Origin of the sequence: Paractinoplanes polyasparticus, assembly GCF_019710575.1 — a bacterium.
Classification (GTDB): Bacteria; Actinomycetota; Actinomycetes; order Mycobacteriales; family Micromonosporaceae; genus Actinoplanes; species Actinoplanes polyasparticus.
Genome location: NZ_JAHWFK010000020.1, coordinates 97,180 through 116,584, shown reverse-complemented (window position 1 = coordinate 116,584; position 19,405 = coordinate 97,180). Strand labels below are relative to the sequence as shown.

Below are 19,405 nucleotides of genomic sequence, written 5' to 3'. Positions count from 1 at the left end.
GGCGCCGCGACCGAATCCGCGACGCCCTTCGTCGGAGTGCTCAGCGGCGGTAGACGCCGAACTCCCACAGCGAGTACCCGTACGAGGTGGCCCGGGCGATCCCGTTCATCCGGACATAACGACCGGTGCCCGAGACGCTCAGCTCGTCGAGGCCGCCGTCCCCGCTGGTTGTCGCGTAGACGTTGGTCCAGCTGGAGCCGTCGTTCGAGGTCTGGATCTGGTACCCGGTCGCGTACGCCGCCTCCCAGGCCAGCCGCACGTGGTTGAACGACTGCACCGAGCCCAGGTCGACCTGCAGCCACGCCGTGCCGGTCCATTCGCTGGCCCAGCGGGTGCCGTAGTCACCGTCGGTCGCGTACGAGGGCAGCTGCGGCCCGTTCGTGCCGGTCGGCTGATAGGTGGAGGCCGTGGTCGTCCGGCCCCGCGACAGGTTGGCGCCGGTCTCGGCCGGCGCGACCACACGGATCGACTTCTGCTCGATGCCGACGTTGCCGTGCCCGTCGAACGCGTACACGTAGACCTTCCACACCCCGAGCCGTTCCGGGGCTTTCGCCGTGAACGTGCCGTTGCCGTTGTCGGTGAAGGTCACGTTGGTCAGCCCGGTGCCGCCGCCCGCGTGCTTGTCGGAGTACATGAGGTTGTAACGGATGAGGTCACCCTGCGGATCAGTGGCGGTCACCCCGACGGTCAGGGCACCCCCGGCCGGTACGGCGGTCTGGTTCGAGACCGTCATGGCCGTGATCTCCGGCGGCGTGTTGGCCGGCGTCTGCCCGGTCCAGGCCCGGCTCAGCGAGTAGTAGCCGTGCCGCCGCCACCCACCGGTGAACGTGTTGAGCCAGACCCCGCCGAAGTCGTTCTCGAGCCCGTAGTGGAACTCGGTCGCCCCCAGCGCCACCGTCGGGTGGGCGTTGATCGCGGCCCAGCTGCTCGCGTACTGATCGCGCTTCTGCAGGTCGGTGGGCTCGGTCGGTACCCCGTTGACGTCGTTGGGCACCTCCCACTCGCCCGCCGGGCCGGCCTCGGTGATGATGTACGGCTTCGTGTAGGCGCCGGCCTGCCAGTCCGGGTGGATGTTGCCGATCGCGCCGTACGAGTTGACCGCCAGCAGATCGAGCGCCGGCGCGTGCTGCTTGTAGTAGGGCCAAGCCCCGGTGTACGCGTCGGTCGAGGTCACCGGGTGGTTGGGGTCGGCCGCGTGGATGGCCACCGCGACCTCGTTGACGAACTTGGCGTACCCGACCCGCCGCGCCTCGACCTCGGCCGCCGGCAGCCCGTGGTCCTGCATGGTCAGGATGACCTCGTTGCCGACGTCCCACATCAGGACGCCCGGGCTGTTCTTCAAGGTGTTGACCCGCGCCACGATCTCGGCCTTGACCGAGTTCTTGTACGCGGTGTCGTTGACGTAGTCGGCGCCCTGGTTCAGCCAGTGCCCGACGATCACCTTGATGCCCTGCCGGGCGGCCCGGTCGAGCAGCGTCGGAGTGTTCGCGTCGTCCACGCCCCAGGTGCGGATCGTGTTGACGCCCATGTTCCTCAGGTCGCGCATGTACCCGTCGGCCGCGGCCTGCGGCGGTCCATAGGTCAATCCCTTCACCTGGTACGGGGCTCCGTTGACCTGCAGCTGCCAGTTGCCCTGGCTGCCGGTCACCCGCACCACGTTCGGCGCCGCCGGCGCGGCCGGGTCGGTCATCGCGGCCGGAACCGTGCCGGTCGCCGTGCGCGCCACACTGACCGAGTCGACGCTGAGCACGCCGCCCGACGTGGTGTCCGCGGTGGGGGTGGTGCGCCCGGCGATCGCGTTGGGCAGCGAGCCGCCGATGGCCAGGTCGAGGCGCAGGAAGAAGCCGTTGTGCACGGCCGCCCGCCACGCCGTGACGCCCACCTGCGACTGGCGGACGACCCAGGTCTGCCGGCCGTCGAGGTAGAAGCGGATCTCCTCGTCGGTCTTGGTGCGGTCGATGATCTGGGTGTACTCGTGGTAGCCGGTCTGGCAGCCGGCGCAGCTCGCGAACCCGGACGAGCGGCCGCTGTACTCCGCGCACGGCCCGTCCGGGGCAGTGCCGCAGTGCAGGGTCTGCGCCAGCTGGCTGCGACCGTTGACGCCGGTCATGATGTCGGTCTCGCCGACGCCCGGCCAGTTGTTGTAGTTGCCGCGGTAGGCCGCACCGGTAGCCCGGAAGCCGGGCCAGTAGCCGAGCGCGTTGGCCACCGACGGCTGCTTGAGCACGGCGGTGAACTTGGTCTGCTGCCCGGCCGGCGGCTCGAAGTCGGTCCGCTGCGTCTCGAGCCGGCCCGAGGTCCAATTGCCGCTGCCGTCCCGGATGGCCTTGATCGACAGCTTGCCGGCGCCGTCGAGCGACACGTTGGCCGTGCTGTTGCTGGCCGTCTCGACCTCGCCGGTGCCCCAGTTGGCGGCGCCGCCGGGATAGGACGTCCCGGTGCGCATCAGCCAGTTCGCCGCCGACGGCGATGTGCCGGCCGCGCCGTCGAAGGTGTCCTGCCAGACCGTGGTGAACTCGCCGGGCGGCTGGGTGGTCGGCGGCGGGTCGGTCGGCGTCGTGCCCCCGGTCGAGCCGTAGACCTTGAACTCCCACAGCGAGTAGCCGTAGCCGCCGTTGCGGGTGGTGCCGTAGAGCCGCACGTACCGGCCGCTGCCGTTCACGGTCAGCGTCTCGGTGCCGCCGATGCCGCCGGTCTTCGTGTAGATCGAGGTCCAGGCGTTGCCGTCGGGTGAGGTCTGAATTTGGTACGCCGTGCCGTAGGCGCCCTCCCACTGCAGCACGACCGAGGTGATGGTCGCGGTGGCGCCGAGGTCGACGCGCAGCCACTGCGGGTCGGCGAACTGGCTCGACCAGCGGGTGCCGGCGTTGCCGTCGGTGGCGTTGGCGGCCACCGTGTCGGCCGTCTCGTTGGACGAGGCGGTGGTGGGCTTGCCCTGCGAGAGCAGGGCGTCAGCGGCGTAGGCGCCGTGCGGCGCGGCCAGGGTCAGGTACGCGGCGGCGAGGCCGAGCACGAGGGGGATGACGAGGCGCCGCCACACGCGTGGCGGGGAGTAAGCCGGGTTCACGGGGACTCCTGGGGATGTCGGGACGCCGGGGAAAGCGCTCTCCATGAATGGCCGAAGTGTTACGCCGGGCTTTCACGCGTGTCAATAGCCGACGGTGAGTCGCGCCCCTGAATGACCTCTAAACTACGCATTACCGGCCGCCGGCTGACCGAATGGGCAAGTGGCTCGTCGCCGCTTGGAGAGCGTTCTCCAAAGCCTGGCGCACCTGCTTCCTCCGATGGACCGGCTGACCCGAGCGCGCTACGGGCTGGCGGCCAGGAAGAGGAACGCGGCCAGCAGGGCCAGATGGACGCCGCCCTGCAGCACGTTGGCCCGGCCGGGGACGATCGTCAGGGTGCCGACCACGACGGTCAGGCCGAGCAGCACCATCTGGGTGCCGCCCAGGCCCAGCAGCAGCGGGCCCTCGAGCCAGATCATCGCGATGGCGATGGCCGGGATGGTCAGGCCGATGCTCGCCAGCGCGGAGCCGACCGCCAGGTTGAGGCTGGTCTGCACGCGGTCGCGGGCGGCGGCGCGGACGGCCGCGATCGTCTCGGGCAGCAGCACCAGCAGGGCGATCACGACACCGACGACGCCGGGCGGCAGGCCGATCGACTCGACACCGGACTCGATCGACGGTGACACGCCCTTGGCCAGGCCGACCACCGCGATCAGGGCGACCATGAGCACACCCAGGCTGGCCAGGGCGAGCCGGCCGCTCGGCGGGTCGAGGTGCTCCTCGACGTCGATCACCTTGCCGCTCGACGTGATGGGCAGGAAGTAGTCGCGGTGGCGGCGGGTCTGCACGGTGACGAACAGCAGGTAGAGCGCGAGCGACGAGACGGCGGCGAAGGCCAGCTGGGCCGGCGAGAACTGCGGGCCGGGGCGGCTCGTCGTGAAGCTGGGCACCACCAGACTGAGCGTCGCGATGGTGGCGACCGTGGCGAAGGCGCCGCCGGTGCCCTCGGCGTTGAAGACCGCGACGTGCCGGCGTAGCGCGCCGACCAGCAGCGAGATGCCGAGCAGGCCGTTGCAGGTGATCATCACGGCCGCGAAGACGGTGTCCCGGGCCAGCGACTGGGCCTTCTCGCCGCCGCTGATCATCAGCGTGACGATGAGGGCGACCTCGATGATGGTGACCGCCACGGCCAGCACCAGCGACCCGAACGGCTCGCCGACCCGGTGGGCCACCACCTCGGCGTGGTGGACGGCGGCCAGCACCGCCCCGCCGAGCAGGCAGGCGGCCACCACGACGACCACCGACGGCAGGTCGCGGCCCCACGTGAACACGAGCGCGACGATGGCGATGATCGGAACGAACACTGTCCACTGCGCGAGGTAGCTTCCGACTCTGGCCGCCATCAGGCAACTCTGTCAGATCCGTCCGCGGTCGGTGCCCCGCCTGCGGGCGAACGTCGCGGATGACCCGGGACATCGCCTTTCGGCGGGCGCATGCTCACCGGACGAAGCAGGATGGGGGCATGGCGTACGTGAACCCGCAGGGCGAATTCTCCCGGGACCAGCGGTACATCGCGACCCGGATCACCGAGGACGGCCGGGACGGCTACCCCGTCGAACCCGGCCGGTACCGGCTCGTGGTCGCCCGTGCCTGCCCGTGGGCCAACCGCGCGATCATCGTGCGGCGGCTGCTCGGCCTCGAGGACGTGCTCTCGATGGGCATCTGCGGCCCGACGCACGACGAGCGCAGCTGGACCTTCGACCTCGACCCGGGCGGACGCGACCCGGTGCTCGGCATCGAGCGGCTGCAGGAGGCGTACTTCAAGCGCTTCCCGGGCTACGACAAGGGCATCACCGTGCCCGCGATCGTCGACGAGCCGACCGGGCAGGTCGTCACCAACGACTTCCCGCAGATCACCATCGACCTGTCGCTCGAGTGGACGCGCTACCACCGCGAGGGCGCGCCGAAGCTCTATCCCGAGGAGCTGCGCGACCAGATCGACAAGGTCAACCGGTTCGTCTTCGCCGACGTCAACAACGGGGTCTACCGGGCCGGGTTCGCCGGCACGCAGGAGGCCTACGAGAAGGCGTACGACCGGCTCTTCGCCCGCCTCGACCAGCTCTCGGAGCTGCTGGCCGGGCAGCGCTACCTGGTCGGCGACACGATCACCGAGGCCGACGTGCGGCTGTTCACGACGCTGGCCCGGTTCGACGCGGCCTACCACGGTCATTTCAAGTGCAACCGCAGCAAGCTGACCGAGATGCCGGTGCTGTGGGCCTATGCCCGCGACCTGTTCCAGACGCCCGGCTTCGGCGACACCACGGACTTCGTCCACATCAAGCAGCACTACTACATCGTCCACAAAGACATCAATCCCACCGGGATCGTGCCCAAGGGCCCCGACCCGAGCGGCTGGCTGACCCCGCACGACCGCGAGAAGCTGGGCGGCCGCCCCTTCGGCGACGGCACTCCCCCGCCGCCGCCGAAGCCCGCGGAACGTGTGCCGGCGGGGCACGGCGCCTGACGTCGGTTCCCGCTAACGAAAATCGGCGTTCTCGACGATGTGGTTCGGGAAGCCGACGCGGGCGGCCCGCAGCATGGCCTGGCCGACCTTGTCGGTGGAGGTGACGTACTTGGGGGCGATGCGTTCGAGCAGCGGGACGATCGGGCCGACGGCGGTGTAGAGCGCGTTGTACCAGCCGGTCTTCGAGCGGACGCCGTGCATCGGCTGGATCATGCCGGGACGGAAGGCGTAGCCGTTGGGCAGCAGGGCGATGATGTCGTTCTCGGCCCGGCCCTTCACCCGCGCCCACATCTGGCGCCCCTGCGCGTTGGTGCCGGCGCCCGAGACGTACACGAAGGTGATCTGGGGGTTGAGCTCGGCGAACGTGCGCGCGGCGGCCATCGGGTAGTCGTACGAGATCCGGGCGTACGCCGCCTCGTCGAGGCCGACCGACGAGATGCCCAGGCAGTAGAAGCAGGCGTCGGCGCCGCGCAGGTCGTCCTTGATCGGCGACAGGTCGGTGAAGTCGGCCGGCTTCACCTCGCGCAGCTTGGGGTGCGAGACGCCGGTCGGTGTGCGGATCACCGCCAGCACCTCGTCGACGTCGGGCGCGAGCAGGCTCTCGCGCAGCGCGCCCTGGCCGACCATCCCGGTCGCTCCGAAGACCACGACCTTCATCGTTCCTCCCGCGGTGAGCCCTGCCACCGATCATTTCACTGCTCCCGGGCTGCCTGAGCAGGGGCGGCGAAATTGTCGTACCTCCCGCCTAGGGTTTGCCCGTGACCGTTGAACGATGGCCGGCCGCCCAGGTCGAGACGCTCGCCCCCGATGCCCCGTCGGTCAAGGCGGCCCGCGGCCTGTCCTCCCCCGGGTCGTGGTCGGCCGCCGGGCGGCTCGACGACATCCTCTGGGGACAGTGCCGCAGCTATCAGGTCTGCGTCGATCTGGCCGGTCCCGCGTTCAAGTGCAACTGCCCCAGCCGCAAGATCCCCTGCAAGCACGCGCTCGGCCTGCTGATGCTCTGGTCCGAATCCGATCTGCCGGCCGGGCCGGCGGCCGAGTTCGCGCGCGAGTGGCAGGCCGCGCGCGCAGCCCGGGCCGCGGCCAAACCCAAGGCCGCCACCGCGGCTCCCGATCCCGCCGCCGCGGCCAAGCGGGTCGAGCAGCGTGCCGAGCGGGTCGCCGGCGGCATGGCCGAGCTGCGCCGCTGGCTCGACGACCAGATCCGCCAGGGCCTGGCCGGGGCCCAGCGCGGCGGCCACCAGCCGTTCGAGGTCATGGCCGCCCGGCTGGTCGACGCGCAGGCGGGCACCGCGGCCGGCGCTGTGCGGCGGCTCGGCTCGGTCGCCGGCGTCGGGCCGCAGTGGGCCGACCGCCTGCTCGGTGAGCTGGCCCTGTTGCGGCTGCTCGTCGCGGGCTACGACCGCCTGCCCGAGCTGCCGCCCGAGCTGGCTGCCACCGTCCGCAGCCGCATCGGTTTCCCGGTGCCGACCGACGAGGTGCTGGCCGGTCCCCGCGTCGCCGACCGGTGGCAGGTGCTGGGCCAGGTCGAGTCCGACGAGGGCTCGCTGACCACCCGGCGCACCTGGCTGCGCGGCTCCGGCCACGGCCGGTTCGCGCTCGTGCTCGCGTTCGCCGCCCCCGGCCAGCCCCTGGTCTCCGACCTCGTCCCCGGCACCGAGTTCCGGGGCGAGCTGGCGTTCTATCCCGGCGCGGCCCCGCTGCGGGCACTGGTCGCCGAACGGGTCAGCGCGGCCGAGCCGTTCCGGGCGCCCGACGGCGCTGTGACCCTCGACGAGGCGCTGGCCGGCTACTCGGCCACGGTCGCCGCCGAGCCCTGGCGCTTCGACGCTCCGGTGCTGCTCACGGGGGTCGTGCCGAGCGACGACGGCTGGCTGGTCGACCAGTCCGGCGCCGCCCTGCCGCTCGCCTCCGGCCACCGCGAGCCGTGGTGGCTGCTGGCCGCGGCCGGTGGGCGTCCGGCGACGGTGGCGGCCGAGTGGTCGCCGATCGGCCTGCGCCCGCTCGCGGCCTGGGTCGAGGGCGCGTTCGTGGCCGCCGCTCCCCCGGCGCCCGGCCCGGCCGCCCCGCGCCACGCCGAGCTGCCGCCCGAACTGCTGGCCGCGGCCCTGGTCGGCACCAACCGCCGCCCCTGGGCCGGCGAGTCGTCGCTGCTCGACGCGGCCGCCGTGGCGCTCACCCGGCGCCGCGCGGGCGTGCGGCCCGGCGCCGGTCACGCGGCCGTGCCGGCCGCCCCCGACGAGACCACCGCCCCGTTGCCCGCTGCGGCCGGCGCCCGCGTGCAGCGCATCCTGGCCGGGGCCGTTCCCGGCGGCGGCCAGCTCGCGCAGGAACTGCTGGCCCAGTGGCTCACCGCCGCGGCCGAGAGCGGCCGGCACGTGCCCGCGGTCGTGTTGCCCGCGCTGCTCGACGCGGGACGCCGCAACTCGATCGTCCGTCCGGCGCTGGCTCGCGTCGCCGGCCGCCGCGGCTCCTGGCTGGCCGGCATGCGGGCCGACTGGCGCTGGCTGCGCGACGAGACGCCGGTGGCCGTGGTCCTGGCCGACTGGCACACAGGCAGCGCGGGCGAGCGGCTGGGCCACCTGACCGAGCTGCGGGCGACCGACCCGGCCCAGGCCCGTGAGCTGCTCGAGAGCACGTGGGCCGAGGAATCCTCCGACGACCGGGCCCGGTTCCTCGGCGCCCTGGCCACCGGCCTGTCCCTGGCCGACGACCCGTTCCTCGAGCAGGCCCTCGACGACCGCCGGAAAGAGGTGCGCGAGGCCGCCCTCGGTCTGCTCCGCCAGCTGCCCGGCTCCCAGCTGCGCACCCGCATGAAGGAGCGGGCCCTCACCCTCGTGCGGCGCGAGCGCCGGGTGCTGGGCGCCGACCGGCTCACGGTCACCCCGCCCGAAGAGCTCGACGCGGCCCTGCGCCGCGACGGCGTGGCCGTCACGCCCGCCCGCGGCATCGGGGTGAGCGCCTGGTTGCTCGAGGAGATCGTCGCGGCCGCCCCGCTCGACTCGTGGTCCGACCCCGCGACGATGCTGCGGCTGGTCCGTGGCAACGACTGGGAGGGGCCGCTGCGGCACGGCTGGGCCAAGGCCGCGGTGGTGCAGGAAGATCCCGCCTGGGCCGCCGCCCTGCTGCGCGACTCGTCCGGCTCGCTGCGGGAAGCCGTCCGATGGGACCTGCACCTCGTGCTGCCGCCCGACGAGCTCGGCCGGCTCGCCGCCGACGCGCTGCGCCGCGACGACGGGCTGGCCACCCGGCTGCTGGCGCTGCACCCGGGTCACTGGCCCGAGGAGCTGTCCGTCGCCGTGCTCGAGACGATCGCCCACCGCGCCCGCACCGACCGGCACAGCTGGCAGCTGGGCGAGCTGTGCCGCGCGGCCGGGCTCTCCATGCCACCCGGTTACGCGGACCTCGTCGGGCGCCTGGCCCGGCAACTCGACCAGGAACCGGCCGACGCCTCCCGGGTGCGCCCGGTCGCCGACCTGGCCCGCACCCTGACCTTCCGTCACCAGATGCTCGACGAGCTGAAGACGGCCTGACCACACCCGCTTTTCTGTCAGAGGTGGGCGATAGCCTTCGGCTCTGGCGAAGACCAAGGAGCTTCACGTGACCGCACTGCGCCCGCACGCCGAGGACCAGTACGCCGAAGAGCTGGCCCTGCTCGCCGCGGCCGACGACCGGCCCCGCCCGCCCGGCTGGCGGCTCTCCCCGCAGGCCGTGGTGACCTACCTGCTGGGCGACGGCGCCAAGATCACACCGAAGTACGTCGGGCCCCGCCGCCTCATGGAGGTCGCGGTCTCCACCCTCGTCACCGACCGCGCGCTGCTGCTGCTCGGCGTCCCCGGCACGGCCAAGACCTGGGTCTCCGAACACCTGGCGGCGGCCATCTCGGGCGACTCGACCCTGCTCGTACAGGGCACTGCCGGCACCGCCGAAGAGGCGATCCGCTACGGGTGGAACTACGCCCGCCTGCTCGCCGAGGGCCCGACCGACGCCGCCATCGTGCCCAGCCCGATCATGCGGGCGATGCAGACCGGCACGATCGCCCGCCTCGAAGAGCTCACCCGCGTGCCCTCCGACGTGCAGGACGCGCTGATCACGATCCTCTCCGAGAAGACCCTGCCGGTGTCCGAGCTCAACACCGAGGTGCAGGCCCAGCGCGGCTTCAACCTGATCGCCACCGCCAACGACCGCGACCGCGGCGTCAACGAGCTGTCGAGCGCGCTCCGCCGCCGGTTCAACACCGTCGTGCTGCCGGTGCCCGCCTCGGCCGACGACGAGGTCGAGATCGTCGCCCGCCGAGTCGCCCAGCTCGGCCGCTCGCTCGACCTGCCCGAGGTGCCGGCCGCGATCGAAGAGATCCGCCGCGTCGTGACGGTCTTCCGCGAGCTGCGCAGCGGCCTCACCGAAGACGGCCGCACCAAGCTGAAATCCCCCACGGGCACCCTGTCCACGGCCGAGGCGATCTCGGTGATCACCAACGGCATGGCGCTGGCCGCCCACTTCGGCGACGGCCGCCTGCGCCCGGGCGACGTGGCCGCCGGCATCCTCGGCGCGGTCGTCAAAGATCCGGTGTCCGACGGCGTCGTCTGGCGCGAATACCTTGAGACCGTGGTGCGCGACCGCCCCGACTGGCGCGACTTCTACCGGGCCGCCCGCGATGCCTGAGCGGCTCTACGGTATCCGCCACCACGGGCCGGGCTCGGCCCGGGCCGTCGTGGCCGAACTCGAGCGGCAGCCGCCCGAGGTGCTGCTGGTCGAGGGGCCGCCCGAGGCCGACGCGCTGGTGCGCTGGGTGGCCGACGCCGGCCTCGAGCCGCCGGTTGCCCTGCTGGGCTACGCCACCGACGATCCGCGGCGGGCGGCGTTCTGGCCGTTCGCCGTCTTCTCGCCGGAGTGGCAGGCCATCCGGTGGGCGGTCGAGCGGGGCGTGCCGGTTCGCTTCTTCGACCTCCCGTTCGCCTACCGCCTGACCGGCGACGCCCGCCCGGCTCCGCGGCCGGCTCCGGCCGACGCTCGACCCGTTCCGGGCGGTGCCGGGCCTGCCGCTGTGGCCCCGGCTGACGGCCCCGCCGCTGCGGTCCCGGCCGACGGCCCTGCCGCTGTGGCCCCGGCCTACGGCCCCGGCTCTGCGACCCCGGGCGACGGCCCCACTGCTGCGACCCCGGGCGACGGCCCCGCCTCTGCGGCCCCGGCGCCCGGCGGGACCCACGCGGAGAACGGCTCGGACGCTGCGTCGGCCGCGCCGAGCGGATCGGGCGGGGGGAGGACTCCGGGTTCCGTGACGCGGGGGCGACCGGACTCGGACAGCACGCCGGACGGGGCCGACGCGAAGAGCGGGCCGGGCTCGGTGTCGCCAGACGATTCCGACGGCGTTCCGGGCGCCTCGCAGCCGAACGGTTCTCACAGCGTTCCGGGCACCTCGCAGCCGAGCGGTTCGGAGGACGGTCCGGGCCTTGAGCCGTCGGGCGGTTCGGAGGACGGTCCGGGCCTTGAGCCGTCGGGCGGCTCTGATTCGGAGAGTGCGCCGGGCGATGGGGAGCTGCCGGAGGAGGCGACGCCGCGGCGGCCGGTGGATCCGATCGGGGAGCTGGCCGCGGCGGCCGGCTACGACGATCCCGAGCGCTGGTGGGAAGACGTCGTCGAGCACCGCGGCCTACCGGCGTTCGAGGCGATCGCCGAGGCGATGACGGCCATCCGCGACGAGTCGCCGGAGGACCCGGACGACCTGGTGCGGGAGGCGTACATGCGCAGCGTGCTGCGGGAGGTGCGCAAGACCTACGACGACATCGCCGTCGTCTGCGGGGCCTGGCACGTGCCGGCGCTCACCCGCAAGGTCGCCGTCAAGGACGACAACGCGCTGCTCAAGGGGCGCAAGAAGGCCAAGGTCGACTTCACCTGGGTGCCCTGGACCTACGGGCGGCTGGCGTCCTGGTCGGGCTACGGCGCCGGGGTCAATTCCCCGGGCTGGTACCACCACCTGTTCACCTCGGCCGACGAAGTGGTGCCACGCTGGCTGGTCGACGCGGCCGGCGTGCTGCGCGCCGAGGGTGTGCCCACCTCGTCCGCGCACGTCATCGAGGCGACGCGCCTGGCCGAGGCGCTGGCGACCCTGCGCGGGCGCCCGCTGGCCGGACTAGCCGAGGTCACCGAGGCGGCCGAGTCCGTCATGTGCGACGGCGAGCCGCTTCGGGTCGAGCTGATCACCCGCAAGCTGGTCGTCGGCGAACGCCTCGGCGGAGTGCCCGACGACATGCCCGCCGTGCCGCTGGCCAAAGACCTGGCGGCTCAGCAACGCGCTGTCCGCCTCAAGCCGGAGGCGCTCGAGCGCGTCGCCGATCTCGACCTCCGCACCGAGACCGGCCTGCGGCGCAGCCATCTGCTGCACCGGCTGCGCACGATCGACGTGCCGTGGGGCGAGGCCGTCACGACCAGAAGCAGCACCGGCACCTTCCGCGAACAGTGGCGCCTGCGGTGGCAGCCCGAGTTCGCCATCCGCCTCGTCGAGGGCAGCATGTACGGCACCACGGTGGCCGCCGCGGCCACGGCCAAGGTGGCCCAGGCGGCCGACAAGGCCGAGACGCTGGCCGAGGTCACCGCGCTGGTCGAGACGTGCCTGCTGGCCGACCTCTCCGACGCGTACCCCCAGGTTCTGGCCTCGCTCGACACCCGGGCCGCGCTCGACGCCGACGTGAACCACCTGATGGCGGCGATCCCGGCGCTGGCCCGCACGCTGCGGTACGGCGACGTCCGGCGTACGGATGTGGCCGGGCTGGCCGAGGTGACCGCGAGCCTGCTGGGCCGGGTCTGCGCCGGGCTGCCGTCGGCCGTCGGCTCCCTGTCCGACGAGGCCGCCAAGGTGCTGCGCGACCGCATCGACGGCGTCCACACCGCGGTCGGCCTGCTCGAGGACGACGACCTGCGCGAGCGCTGGATGTCCACGCTGGCCTCGCTGGCCGGGCGGGCCGACCTGCACGGTCTGCTGGCCGGGCGGCTGACCCGCCTGCTGCTGGACGCCGGCCGGCTCGACGGCGCCGAGGTGCGCCGACGCCTGCGTCTGCCGCTGACGATCGGCACGCCGCCGGCGCACGCGGCAGCCTGGGTCGAAGGCTTCCTGTCCGGCGGCGGTCTGCTGCTCGTGCACGACGACGCCCTGCTCACCCTGCTCGACGACTGGCTGGCCGACATTCCGGCCGAGGCGTTCGACGACGTGCTGCCGTTGCTGCGCCGCACGTTCGGCGCGTTCGAGGCCGGCGAGCGGCGCGCGATCGGCGAACGCCTGGCCGGTCCGCGCGCCGCCGACGACGAGGCGGCAGTAGGCGGCCTCGGCTTCGATCCCGCCCGCGCCGACCTGGTGCTGCCCACGCTGAGCGCCCTGCTGGGCCGCGACATCACCGCTACCGGGGAGGCGCGATGAGCGACGACGACACGATCGACGAGGTGACCCGGGAGCGGCGGCGGCGCTGGCGGATGGTGCTCGGCGGGGCGGCCGAGCAGTCGCTGGGCAAGGCCGAGGGCCGGGACGGCGCGATGGACTCGGCGCTGGCCGCGCTCTATGAGGGCGGCGGCGGGGACGGCGATGAGCGCAGCAACCGGCGGTCGGCCGGGCTGGGAGGGTCGGCGCCGAAGGTGGCGCGGTGGCTGGGCGACATCCGGGAGTACTTCCCGAGCACGGTCGTACAGGTGATGCAGCAGGACGCCATCGAGCGGCTCGACCTGTCCCGGCTGCTGCTCGAACCGGAGATGCTCGGGGCCGTCGAACCCGACGTGCACCTGGTCGGCACGCTGCTCTCGCTCAACCGGGTCATGCCCGAGAAGACCAAGGACGCGGCGCGCCAGGTGGTGCGCACCGTGGTCGAGCAGTTGGAGAAGCGGATCGAGCAGAAGACCCGGGCGGCGATCAGCGGGGCGCTCAACCGGGCCGCGCGGATCAACCGGCCGAAGCACGCCGACATCGACTGGAACCGCACGATCCGGGCCAACCTCAAGCACTACCAGGCCGAGCACCGCACGGTGATCCCCGAGCGGCTGATCGGGTACGGGCGGCGGACGACTGCGGTCCAGCGCGACGTCGTGCTCTGCGTCGACCAGTCCGGGTCGATGGCGGCCTCGGTGGTCTTCTCGGGTGTGTTCTCGGCCGTGCTGGCGTCGATGAAGTCCTTGCGTACGTCGTTGGTCGTCTTCGACACGGCGGTGGTCGACCTGACCGAGCAGCTCGACGACCCGGTGGAGGTGCTGTTCGGCACCCAGCTGGGTGGTGGCACGGACATCAACCGGGCCATCGCGTACAGCCAGCAGTTGATCACCAGACCCCGGGACAGCATCTTCGTGCTGATCAGCGACCTGTACGAGGGCGGCATCCGCGAGCAGATGCTGCGCCGGGTGGCCGAGATGACCGCGGCCGGCGTGCAGGTCGTGGTCTTGCTGGCGCTTTCCGACGAGGGCGCGCCGGCCTACGACCACGACAACGCGGCGGCCCTGGCGGCGCTGGGAGTGCCGGCTTTCGCTTGCACGCCGGACGCTTTCCCCGACCTGATGGCGGCCGCGATCGAACGTCGGGATCTTCAGGCTTTCGCCGCGGCCCAACAGAACGAGGCGGTTGTGAGGGGCCGCTCCGGTAACTAGCGTTAGGGGTATGAGTGCTTACCTGAGCAACCCGCAGATCTGGCAGGAGAGCTGGGACCGTCAGCAGGAGGCGTTCCTGCCCGACCGTGAGGAACGGTTCGCCGCGATGCTGTCGGCGGTGGCCGCCACCACCGACGGCCCGGCGCCGCGGGTGCTCGACCTGGCCGGCGGCACCGGCACGATCTCGCTGCGCACGCTGGCGCGGTTCCCACGGGCGCGCGTCACCGTGCTCGACCAGGACCCGGTGCTCATGGCCATCGCGACGGCCTCGCTGCGCGACCGGGGCGACATCGTCGACGCCGACCTGAGCGACCCGGGCTGGCGGGCGAAGCTGCCCGAGGAGGGTTTCGACGCGGTGCTCACCGCGACCGCCCTGCACTGGCTGCCGGCCGAGCGGGTGGCGACGCTGTACGGCGAGATCCGCGAGGTGCTGCGGCCGGGCGGCATCTTCGTCAACGCCGACCACATGCCGGAGGACTCGCTGCCGACGTTGTCCGAGCGGCTGCGCGATCACGGCCGGGCCGAGCGCGAGGCGCGATACGCCGCGGGCGCCGCCACCGGGTGGAACGATTGGTGGGCCCTGGCCGCGGCCGACGAGTTCCTCGCGCCGAAGGCGGTCGAGCGGGAACGCATCTACCCGAAGACCCGCCACGGCCAGGAGTGGAACCCGCCGGCGCTGTGGCACGTCGACGCGCTGCGGGTGGCCGGCTTCAACGAGGCCGGCGTGCTGTGGCGCGGCGGCACCGATGCCGCCGTCGTCGGCCTCCGCTGACCTACTCGCGCACCCAGCGCTCATGACGCACGCAGCGGCCGGGGCGGGGCGGTGTCGGGCTTCACGGAGCGACGGCTGCACAAAGCGACGAGAGGAACACGGTTAAGCCATGCCATTGAGTGGGGAGTACGCGCCGAGCACGTCGGACTGGGCGCGCAAGCAGGCCGAGAAGATCGAGGGCACGTCCGGCGCCGAAGGCAACGAGTTGCACGGGTATCCCGTGGTGCTGCTGACCTCCGTCGGGGCCAGGAGCGGGAAGCTTCGCAAGACGCCGCTGATGCGGGTCGAGCACGAGGGCGAGTACGCCGTCGTGGGTTCGCTGGGCGGCTCGCCCAAGAACCCGGTCTGGGTCTACAACCTGCGCAAGGAGCCGCACGTCGAGCTGCGTGACGGGACCGATGAGCACGACTATCTCGCCCGTGAGGTCGAGGGGGACGAGCGGGCTGTCTGGTGGGAGCGCGCGGTGGCGGCGTTCCCGAACTATGCCTCGTACCAGAAGAAGACCGAGCGACTCATCCCGGTATTCGTCCTCACCCGCCTGCCGGAGTAACGCCGGCCACCGCCTGAAGGCGGGCCGGCCGAGCCTCGCGATGGAGCACGCGTGGAGCGGGTGGTTGTGGGGCTTCGTCGAGCCTTCGTCGCGGAAAAGCGGGTGCCATCCGGGCCGCCACGGACGATCATCGGGGTATGCGTACTCCCCACCAGGCGGTCGAGCGGCTCGGCGGCCGGCACGCGGACGCGGCGACCACCGTGCCCGCGCCGGTTGCCCTGCCGCTGGCCGGCGCGGTGGACGACGGCGACCGCCTGGTCGACGTGGTGGACCTGCTGGCGCTCGATGCCTTCGTCACCGGGCGGGAACCGTACGGCCGCAGCAAGTACCTCGAGAATGTGCGCTCCGACGCCCCGCTGATCACCGACGATGCCCGCGTCGTGCGGGACGCTGTCGACGACGACGGGCAGGGCCGGCTGGCTGTCGGCGAGGGCTGGACGCTGCACGTCAACCGGTGGAAGCAGAGCCGCCGTGCCCGGGTCACCGTCACCGCGGTCAGCGCCGAGCTGGCCGAGTCCGTCCTCGAGGCGGCCACCCTCGACGCCGTCGAGGAGCCCACGCCCACGCCGGACAACGTGCCCATCGGCTTCTGGCACTTCGGTCAGCACGGGCCGCGCCGGGCCGCCCGCGAGATCGACGCCGCGCCGTGGCCGGCGATCCGGGGCAATTACAGCGGCGTGGTGGCGGCGACCCTCGAACGCCTGATGGCGCTGACCAGCGAGTCGATCAGCGGCCGCCTGCTGCTGCTGCACGGTGAGCCGGGCACCGGCAAGACGACCGCGCTGCGGGCGCTGGCCCAGCAGTGGCGCTCGTGGTGCCAGGTCGACTGCGTGCTCGACCCGGAACGCCTGTTCAACGACCCGGCCTACCTGATGAGCGTCGCACTGGGCAGCGACGACGAGAACGAGCCGCGCTGGCGCATGCTCATGCTCGAGGACTGCGACGAGCTGATCAGCGGCGAGGCCAAGGCGAGCGCCGGCCAGTCGCTGTCGCGGCTGCTCAACCTGACCGACGGCCTGCTCGGTCAGGGCCGCAACGCGCTGATCGCGATCACCACCAACGAGGACCTGGCCTCGCTGCACCCGGCGGTCGTGCGTCCGGGGCGGTGCCTGGCCAGCATCGAGGTCGGACGGCTTCCGTACGCCGAGGCAGTCGGCTGGCTGGGCCGCTCGGCCGGCATCGGCGCGTCGGGGGCGACGCTGGCCGAGCTTTACGCGCTCAAGACGGGAAGCGAGCCGGTGACCGTACCCAAAAGCACACCGAACACCGGCATGTATCTGTAATAAGAAAGGCTTCCCTCAGCAAGGGTCGCCTTACCTAATAAATGCGCCCGCCGTCGCTATCAGCGACGGCGGGCGCATTACTCGGAGCGGTCAGCCCTTTTCGTACGTAAGGCAGTCGGCCTTCTCGCCCGACTCGCCCACGACGATCGCCGGGGCGTGGCACTCGAGGTCGGTGTTGTGCACACAGTCGGAGCGCTTACACGCTCCCACCTGCGCCAGGGCCTTGCCCATGCCGCCCTTGTCACCGGTCTGCACGTAGGTGTCGCACTCGGCGGAGATCGCGCTGCCGATGGTCACCGCGAACGCGGTGCAGCCGTCGTGGTTGTAACCACAACTGGTGACCGTGCACGTCTGAACGCGGGGCATTTCCAGCATCTGAGTCATGGCTTCGTCGCCTCCAAAGTCTTCATTCCGGTCTCGTCCCGACGATAAACCATTTCCCGGAAAGAGAGAAACCACACCACGATTTAAATTGATTAGGTAAGGCGTGCCTAATCGCTATTCGGCAAACTTCTTCTCGTCGGCCGCGGGCCCGTACGACTCGATCAGCACCCGGGCGCCGAGCCGGCTCCCGATCTCGGCCGACCAGTCGTCCGGCCGCCGCAGCGCGCCCGGTCGCGCCCGCCGCAGCCGCTCGGTGAGCGCCGCCTGGTGGTCGAGATCGCGCGGCGGCCCGGGCACGATCCGCGTCCAGGGTTCGTCGTCGACCGTGTACGACTCGCAGATCCGCAGCGCCGGGCAGCGGTCCGGGACGTCGAGGTGGGTGACCGCGATCCCGTCGACACCGCCGGCCACCTCGACCGCGTACCGGTGGGCGACCGCGTCGAAGTGCCCGGCCCGGAAGGCGCCCTGCCACTCCCCCGTCGCGTTGTGCCCTTCGGGCAGGTCGAGCGCCAGGTCCTCGGTCACGAACGGCCCCGCCCCGTGCCGGGTGGTGTAGGTGCGCACCACCCCGAGCCGCCGGAACGAGCCGCAGAGCGCGGCCACGTTGTCGAACGTGGTCGTCGACCAGGTCGTGTGCGGGTGCCACCCCCGCCACTCGTCGAGGAGCACACCCTGCGCCCCCTCGAAGACGCACGGCCCCTCGCGCAGCAGCTTCGCTTCGTAGCCGGAGACGATCGGCACCGTGCGGCCGAACGCCAGGAACGCCTCCAGCACGTCGTCGAGCGGCACGCCGGCCGGCCCGAGGCGGGACTCGACCTCGGCCAGCCGGCGGCGCAACCTCGTACGGGAAAGGGTGTCGGAGACGCGCGGGGCGTCGGCGTGACTCAGCGCGTACGCCATGGTCTCCCCGACGCCCAGGCCGCACGATCCGTGACGGTCCCCGCCGCGCTCCCGCTCGCGTCGCTGGTTGGCCGCCCGATGCCAGGGGGTGGCCAGCAGCGCGTCCCCGTCCACCGTGAGCAGCTCGTACGGGTTGCCGAGGGCGGCCCCCTCGGCGGCCAGCGTGAGCGGATCGACCACCACGAACCGGGTCAGGTGGGTCGGGACGCCCCGCAGCGTGCCCGACCCGAACTGCGCGAACGTGTGCTGCCGGCCGTCCTCGGTGACCACGTTGTGCGCGGCCTGCGCGCCCCCGTTGAAGCGCAGCACCGCCCGAGGTCTTTCCCGGGAACACAGAGCGTCCACGACGGTGCCCTTGCCGGCATCCCCGTAGCCGAGGTCGACCACCGCGACGTGCTCGGTCACAGCCGCTCGTTCCCCGAGCCCGTGGTGCCGATCGGCAGCTGATTTGTGCGGACGATGCCGCCACGCTGCAGCGGAGCCAGCGCCTTGCCGACCGTCCCGCGGTGCGTGGACCCGGCGTCGACCAGATCGTCGAGCCCCGCGTCGAGGTCGATCGTGCCCTCGCCGAGACCCACCGTGAGGGCGATCGTCTCGCACACCGCGTCCAGGTCGTCGAGCTCGAGCACGTTCTGCCCCAGCAGCTCCCGCCACCGCTTCAGCACGTCACGGTTGCCGCCGTGACCGGCCGCGGTCGGCAGCAGGTAGTAGACGTCGAACGTGCGGGTCAGCTCGGCGACGATGGCCTCGGTGCTCATCTTCTCGGCGCGCTCCCCGAGGAACTTCTCGACCTCGCGCGGCTTGAGCTTCGCGTACGGCATCTCGTCGCCGATGAGGAACAGGTAGCCGCGGCGGCCGCGCTTTTCGAACGAGTCCAGCGCCGTGTGCCGCGCCATGAAATACATGGCCAACTCGTACGACTCCATCATCTGACCGCCGCCACCCCCTTCGAGCACGATGCGGGCCAGGTCGTCGTCCATCCGGTTGTCCGACTCGAACTGCCCGATCTGCAGCGGCACCCGGTCACAGCTGGCGTCCCCGACCGCCCCGAACAGAATGTGTGGATCGGTCGCGTACGACTTGCGCGTCAGCAGCCCCAGCAACTGCGGCAACTTGGTCTGAAGCACCCGCGGCACCCCACCCATCGAGCCCGTGACGTCGAAGAGCACGGCGATGGGCGTACTGAAGGGGTGTTCTTCGCTGTCGCGGCTCTCCCGCTTCGCCACGCCCTTGGGGTCGAGGGCCGGGTGTGCCTGACGGGCGCCACTGTCGCTGTACGCGAAGGCGCTCACCCCGGTGGCCCGGCGATAGTTGTCGGCGGCGGTGTACACGTCGGTCGACCAGCGTCCACTTCCCATGTCTGTCTCC

14 protein-coding genes are annotated in these 19,405 nt (G+C 72.2%); 8 read left to right on the top strand and 6 right to left on the bottom strand.

Annotated elements, in window-relative coordinates; all coding sequences use genetic code 11:
* Positions 1 to 40 precede the first annotated feature (40 nt).
* A complete protein-coding gene (locus KXC43_RS20845) occupies positions 41 to 3,112 on the bottom strand; it encodes a discoidin domain-containing protein (RefSeq protein ID WP_221377770.1) in 3,072 nt (1,023 codons plus the stop codon).
* Between the two features lie 195 nt (positions 3,113 to 3,307).
* The gene (locus KXC43_RS20840) at positions 3,308 to 4,408 is read right to left on the bottom strand and encodes a calcium:cation antiporter (protein ID WP_221377769.1); all 1,101 of its coding nucleotides are present in this window, start codon (positions 4,406 to 4,408) and stop codon (positions 3,308 to 3,310) included.
* Positions 4,409 to 4,527: 119 nt separating this feature from the next.
* Here KXC43_RS20840 and KXC43_RS20835 point away from each other — a divergent pair, with 119 nt between their 5' ends.
* Positions 4,528 to 5,529 carry a glutathione S-transferase family protein gene (locus KXC43_RS20835; protein WP_221377768.1) on the top strand — a complete coding sequence of 334 codons (1,002 nt, stop codon included), beginning with the start codon at positions 4,528 to 4,530 and terminating at the stop codon, positions 5,527 to 5,529.
* A 12-nt stretch (positions 5,530 to 5,541) separates the two neighbouring features.
* Here KXC43_RS20835 and KXC43_RS20830 read toward each other — a convergent pair whose 3' ends face one another.
* Positions 5,542 to 6,186, bottom strand: a complete 645-nt coding sequence (locus KXC43_RS20830) for a Rossmann-fold NAD(P)-binding domain-containing protein (protein WP_221377767.1) — start codon at positions 6,184 to 6,186, stop codon at positions 5,542 to 5,544.
* A 101-nt stretch (positions 6,187 to 6,287) separates the two neighbouring features.
* Here KXC43_RS20830 and KXC43_RS20825 point away from each other — a divergent pair, with 101 nt between their 5' ends.
* The 7 genes from KXC43_RS20825 to KXC43_RS20790 all read left to right on the top strand — a co-directional run bounded on the left by KXC43_RS20825 (position 6,288) and on the right by KXC43_RS20790 (position 16,753).
* Entirely contained in the window at positions 6,288 to 9,062 is a 2,775-nt protein-coding gene (locus KXC43_RS20825) for an SWIM zinc finger family protein (protein ID WP_221377766.1), read from the top strand.
* A gap of 67 nt (positions 9,063 to 9,129) precedes the next feature.
* On the top strand, positions 9,130 to 10,191 hold the full coding sequence (locus KXC43_RS20820; protein WP_221377765.1) for an ATP-binding protein: 1,062 nt from the start codon (positions 9,130 to 9,132) through the stop codon (positions 10,189 to 10,191).
* Positions 10,184 to 12,940, top strand: coding sequence for a DUF5682 family protein (locus tag KXC43_RS20810; protein ID WP_255644468.1), 2,757 nt, complete (start codon positions 10,184 to 10,186; stop codon positions 12,938 to 12,940). The genes KXC43_RS20820 and KXC43_RS20810 overlap by 8 nt, the downstream gene beginning before the upstream one ends.
* Positions 12,937 to 14,148, top strand: coding sequence for a VWA domain-containing protein (locus KXC43_RS20805; RefSeq protein ID WP_255644467.1), 1,212 nt, complete (start codon positions 12,937 to 12,939; stop codon positions 14,146 to 14,148). The genes KXC43_RS20810 and KXC43_RS20805 overlap by 4 nt, the downstream gene beginning before the upstream one ends.
* 10 nt (positions 14,149 to 14,158) lie before the next feature.
* Positions 14,159 to 14,920, top strand: coding sequence for a class I SAM-dependent methyltransferase (locus KXC43_RS20800; RefSeq protein WP_221377764.1), 762 nt, complete (start codon positions 14,159 to 14,161; stop codon positions 14,918 to 14,920).
* A 109-nt stretch (positions 14,921 to 15,029) separates the two neighbouring features.
* Positions 15,030 to 15,470 (top strand): nitroreductase family deazaflavin-dependent oxidoreductase, encoded by a 441-nt coding sequence (locus tag KXC43_RS20795; RefSeq protein WP_221377763.1) that lies wholly within the window; start codon positions 15,030 to 15,032, stop codon positions 15,468 to 15,470.
* 137 nt (positions 15,471 to 15,607) lie between these two features.
* Complete coding sequence (locus tag KXC43_RS20790) at positions 15,608 to 16,753, top strand: DUF5925 domain-containing protein (protein WP_221377762.1); 1,146 nt, start codon at positions 15,608 to 15,610, stop codon at positions 16,751 to 16,753.
* A 90-nt stretch (positions 16,754 to 16,843) separates the two neighbouring features.
* Here KXC43_RS20790 and KXC43_RS20785 read toward each other — a convergent pair whose 3' ends face one another.
* The 3 genes from KXC43_RS20785 to KXC43_RS20775 all read right to left on the bottom strand — a co-directional run bounded on the left by KXC43_RS20785 (position 16,844) and on the right by KXC43_RS20775 (position 19,395).
* Positions 16,844 to 17,137, bottom strand: a complete 294-nt coding sequence (locus KXC43_RS20785) for a DUF1540 domain-containing protein (RefSeq protein ID WP_221377761.1) — start codon at positions 17,135 to 17,137, stop codon at positions 16,844 to 16,846.
* A gap of 114 nt (positions 17,138 to 17,251) precedes the next feature.
* Complete coding sequence (locus KXC43_RS20780) at positions 17,252 to 18,442, bottom strand: adenylosuccinate synthetase (RefSeq protein WP_221377760.1); 1,191 nt, start codon at positions 18,440 to 18,442, stop codon at positions 17,252 to 17,254.
* Positions 18,439 to 19,395 (bottom strand): hypothetical protein, encoded by a 957-nt coding sequence (locus KXC43_RS20775; RefSeq protein ID WP_221377759.1) that lies wholly within the window; start codon positions 19,393 to 19,395, stop codon positions 18,439 to 18,441. Before KXC43_RS20775 ends, KXC43_RS20780 begins: the two co-directional genes overlap by 4 nt.
* Between the last annotated feature and the right edge of the window lie 10 nt (positions 19,396 to 19,405).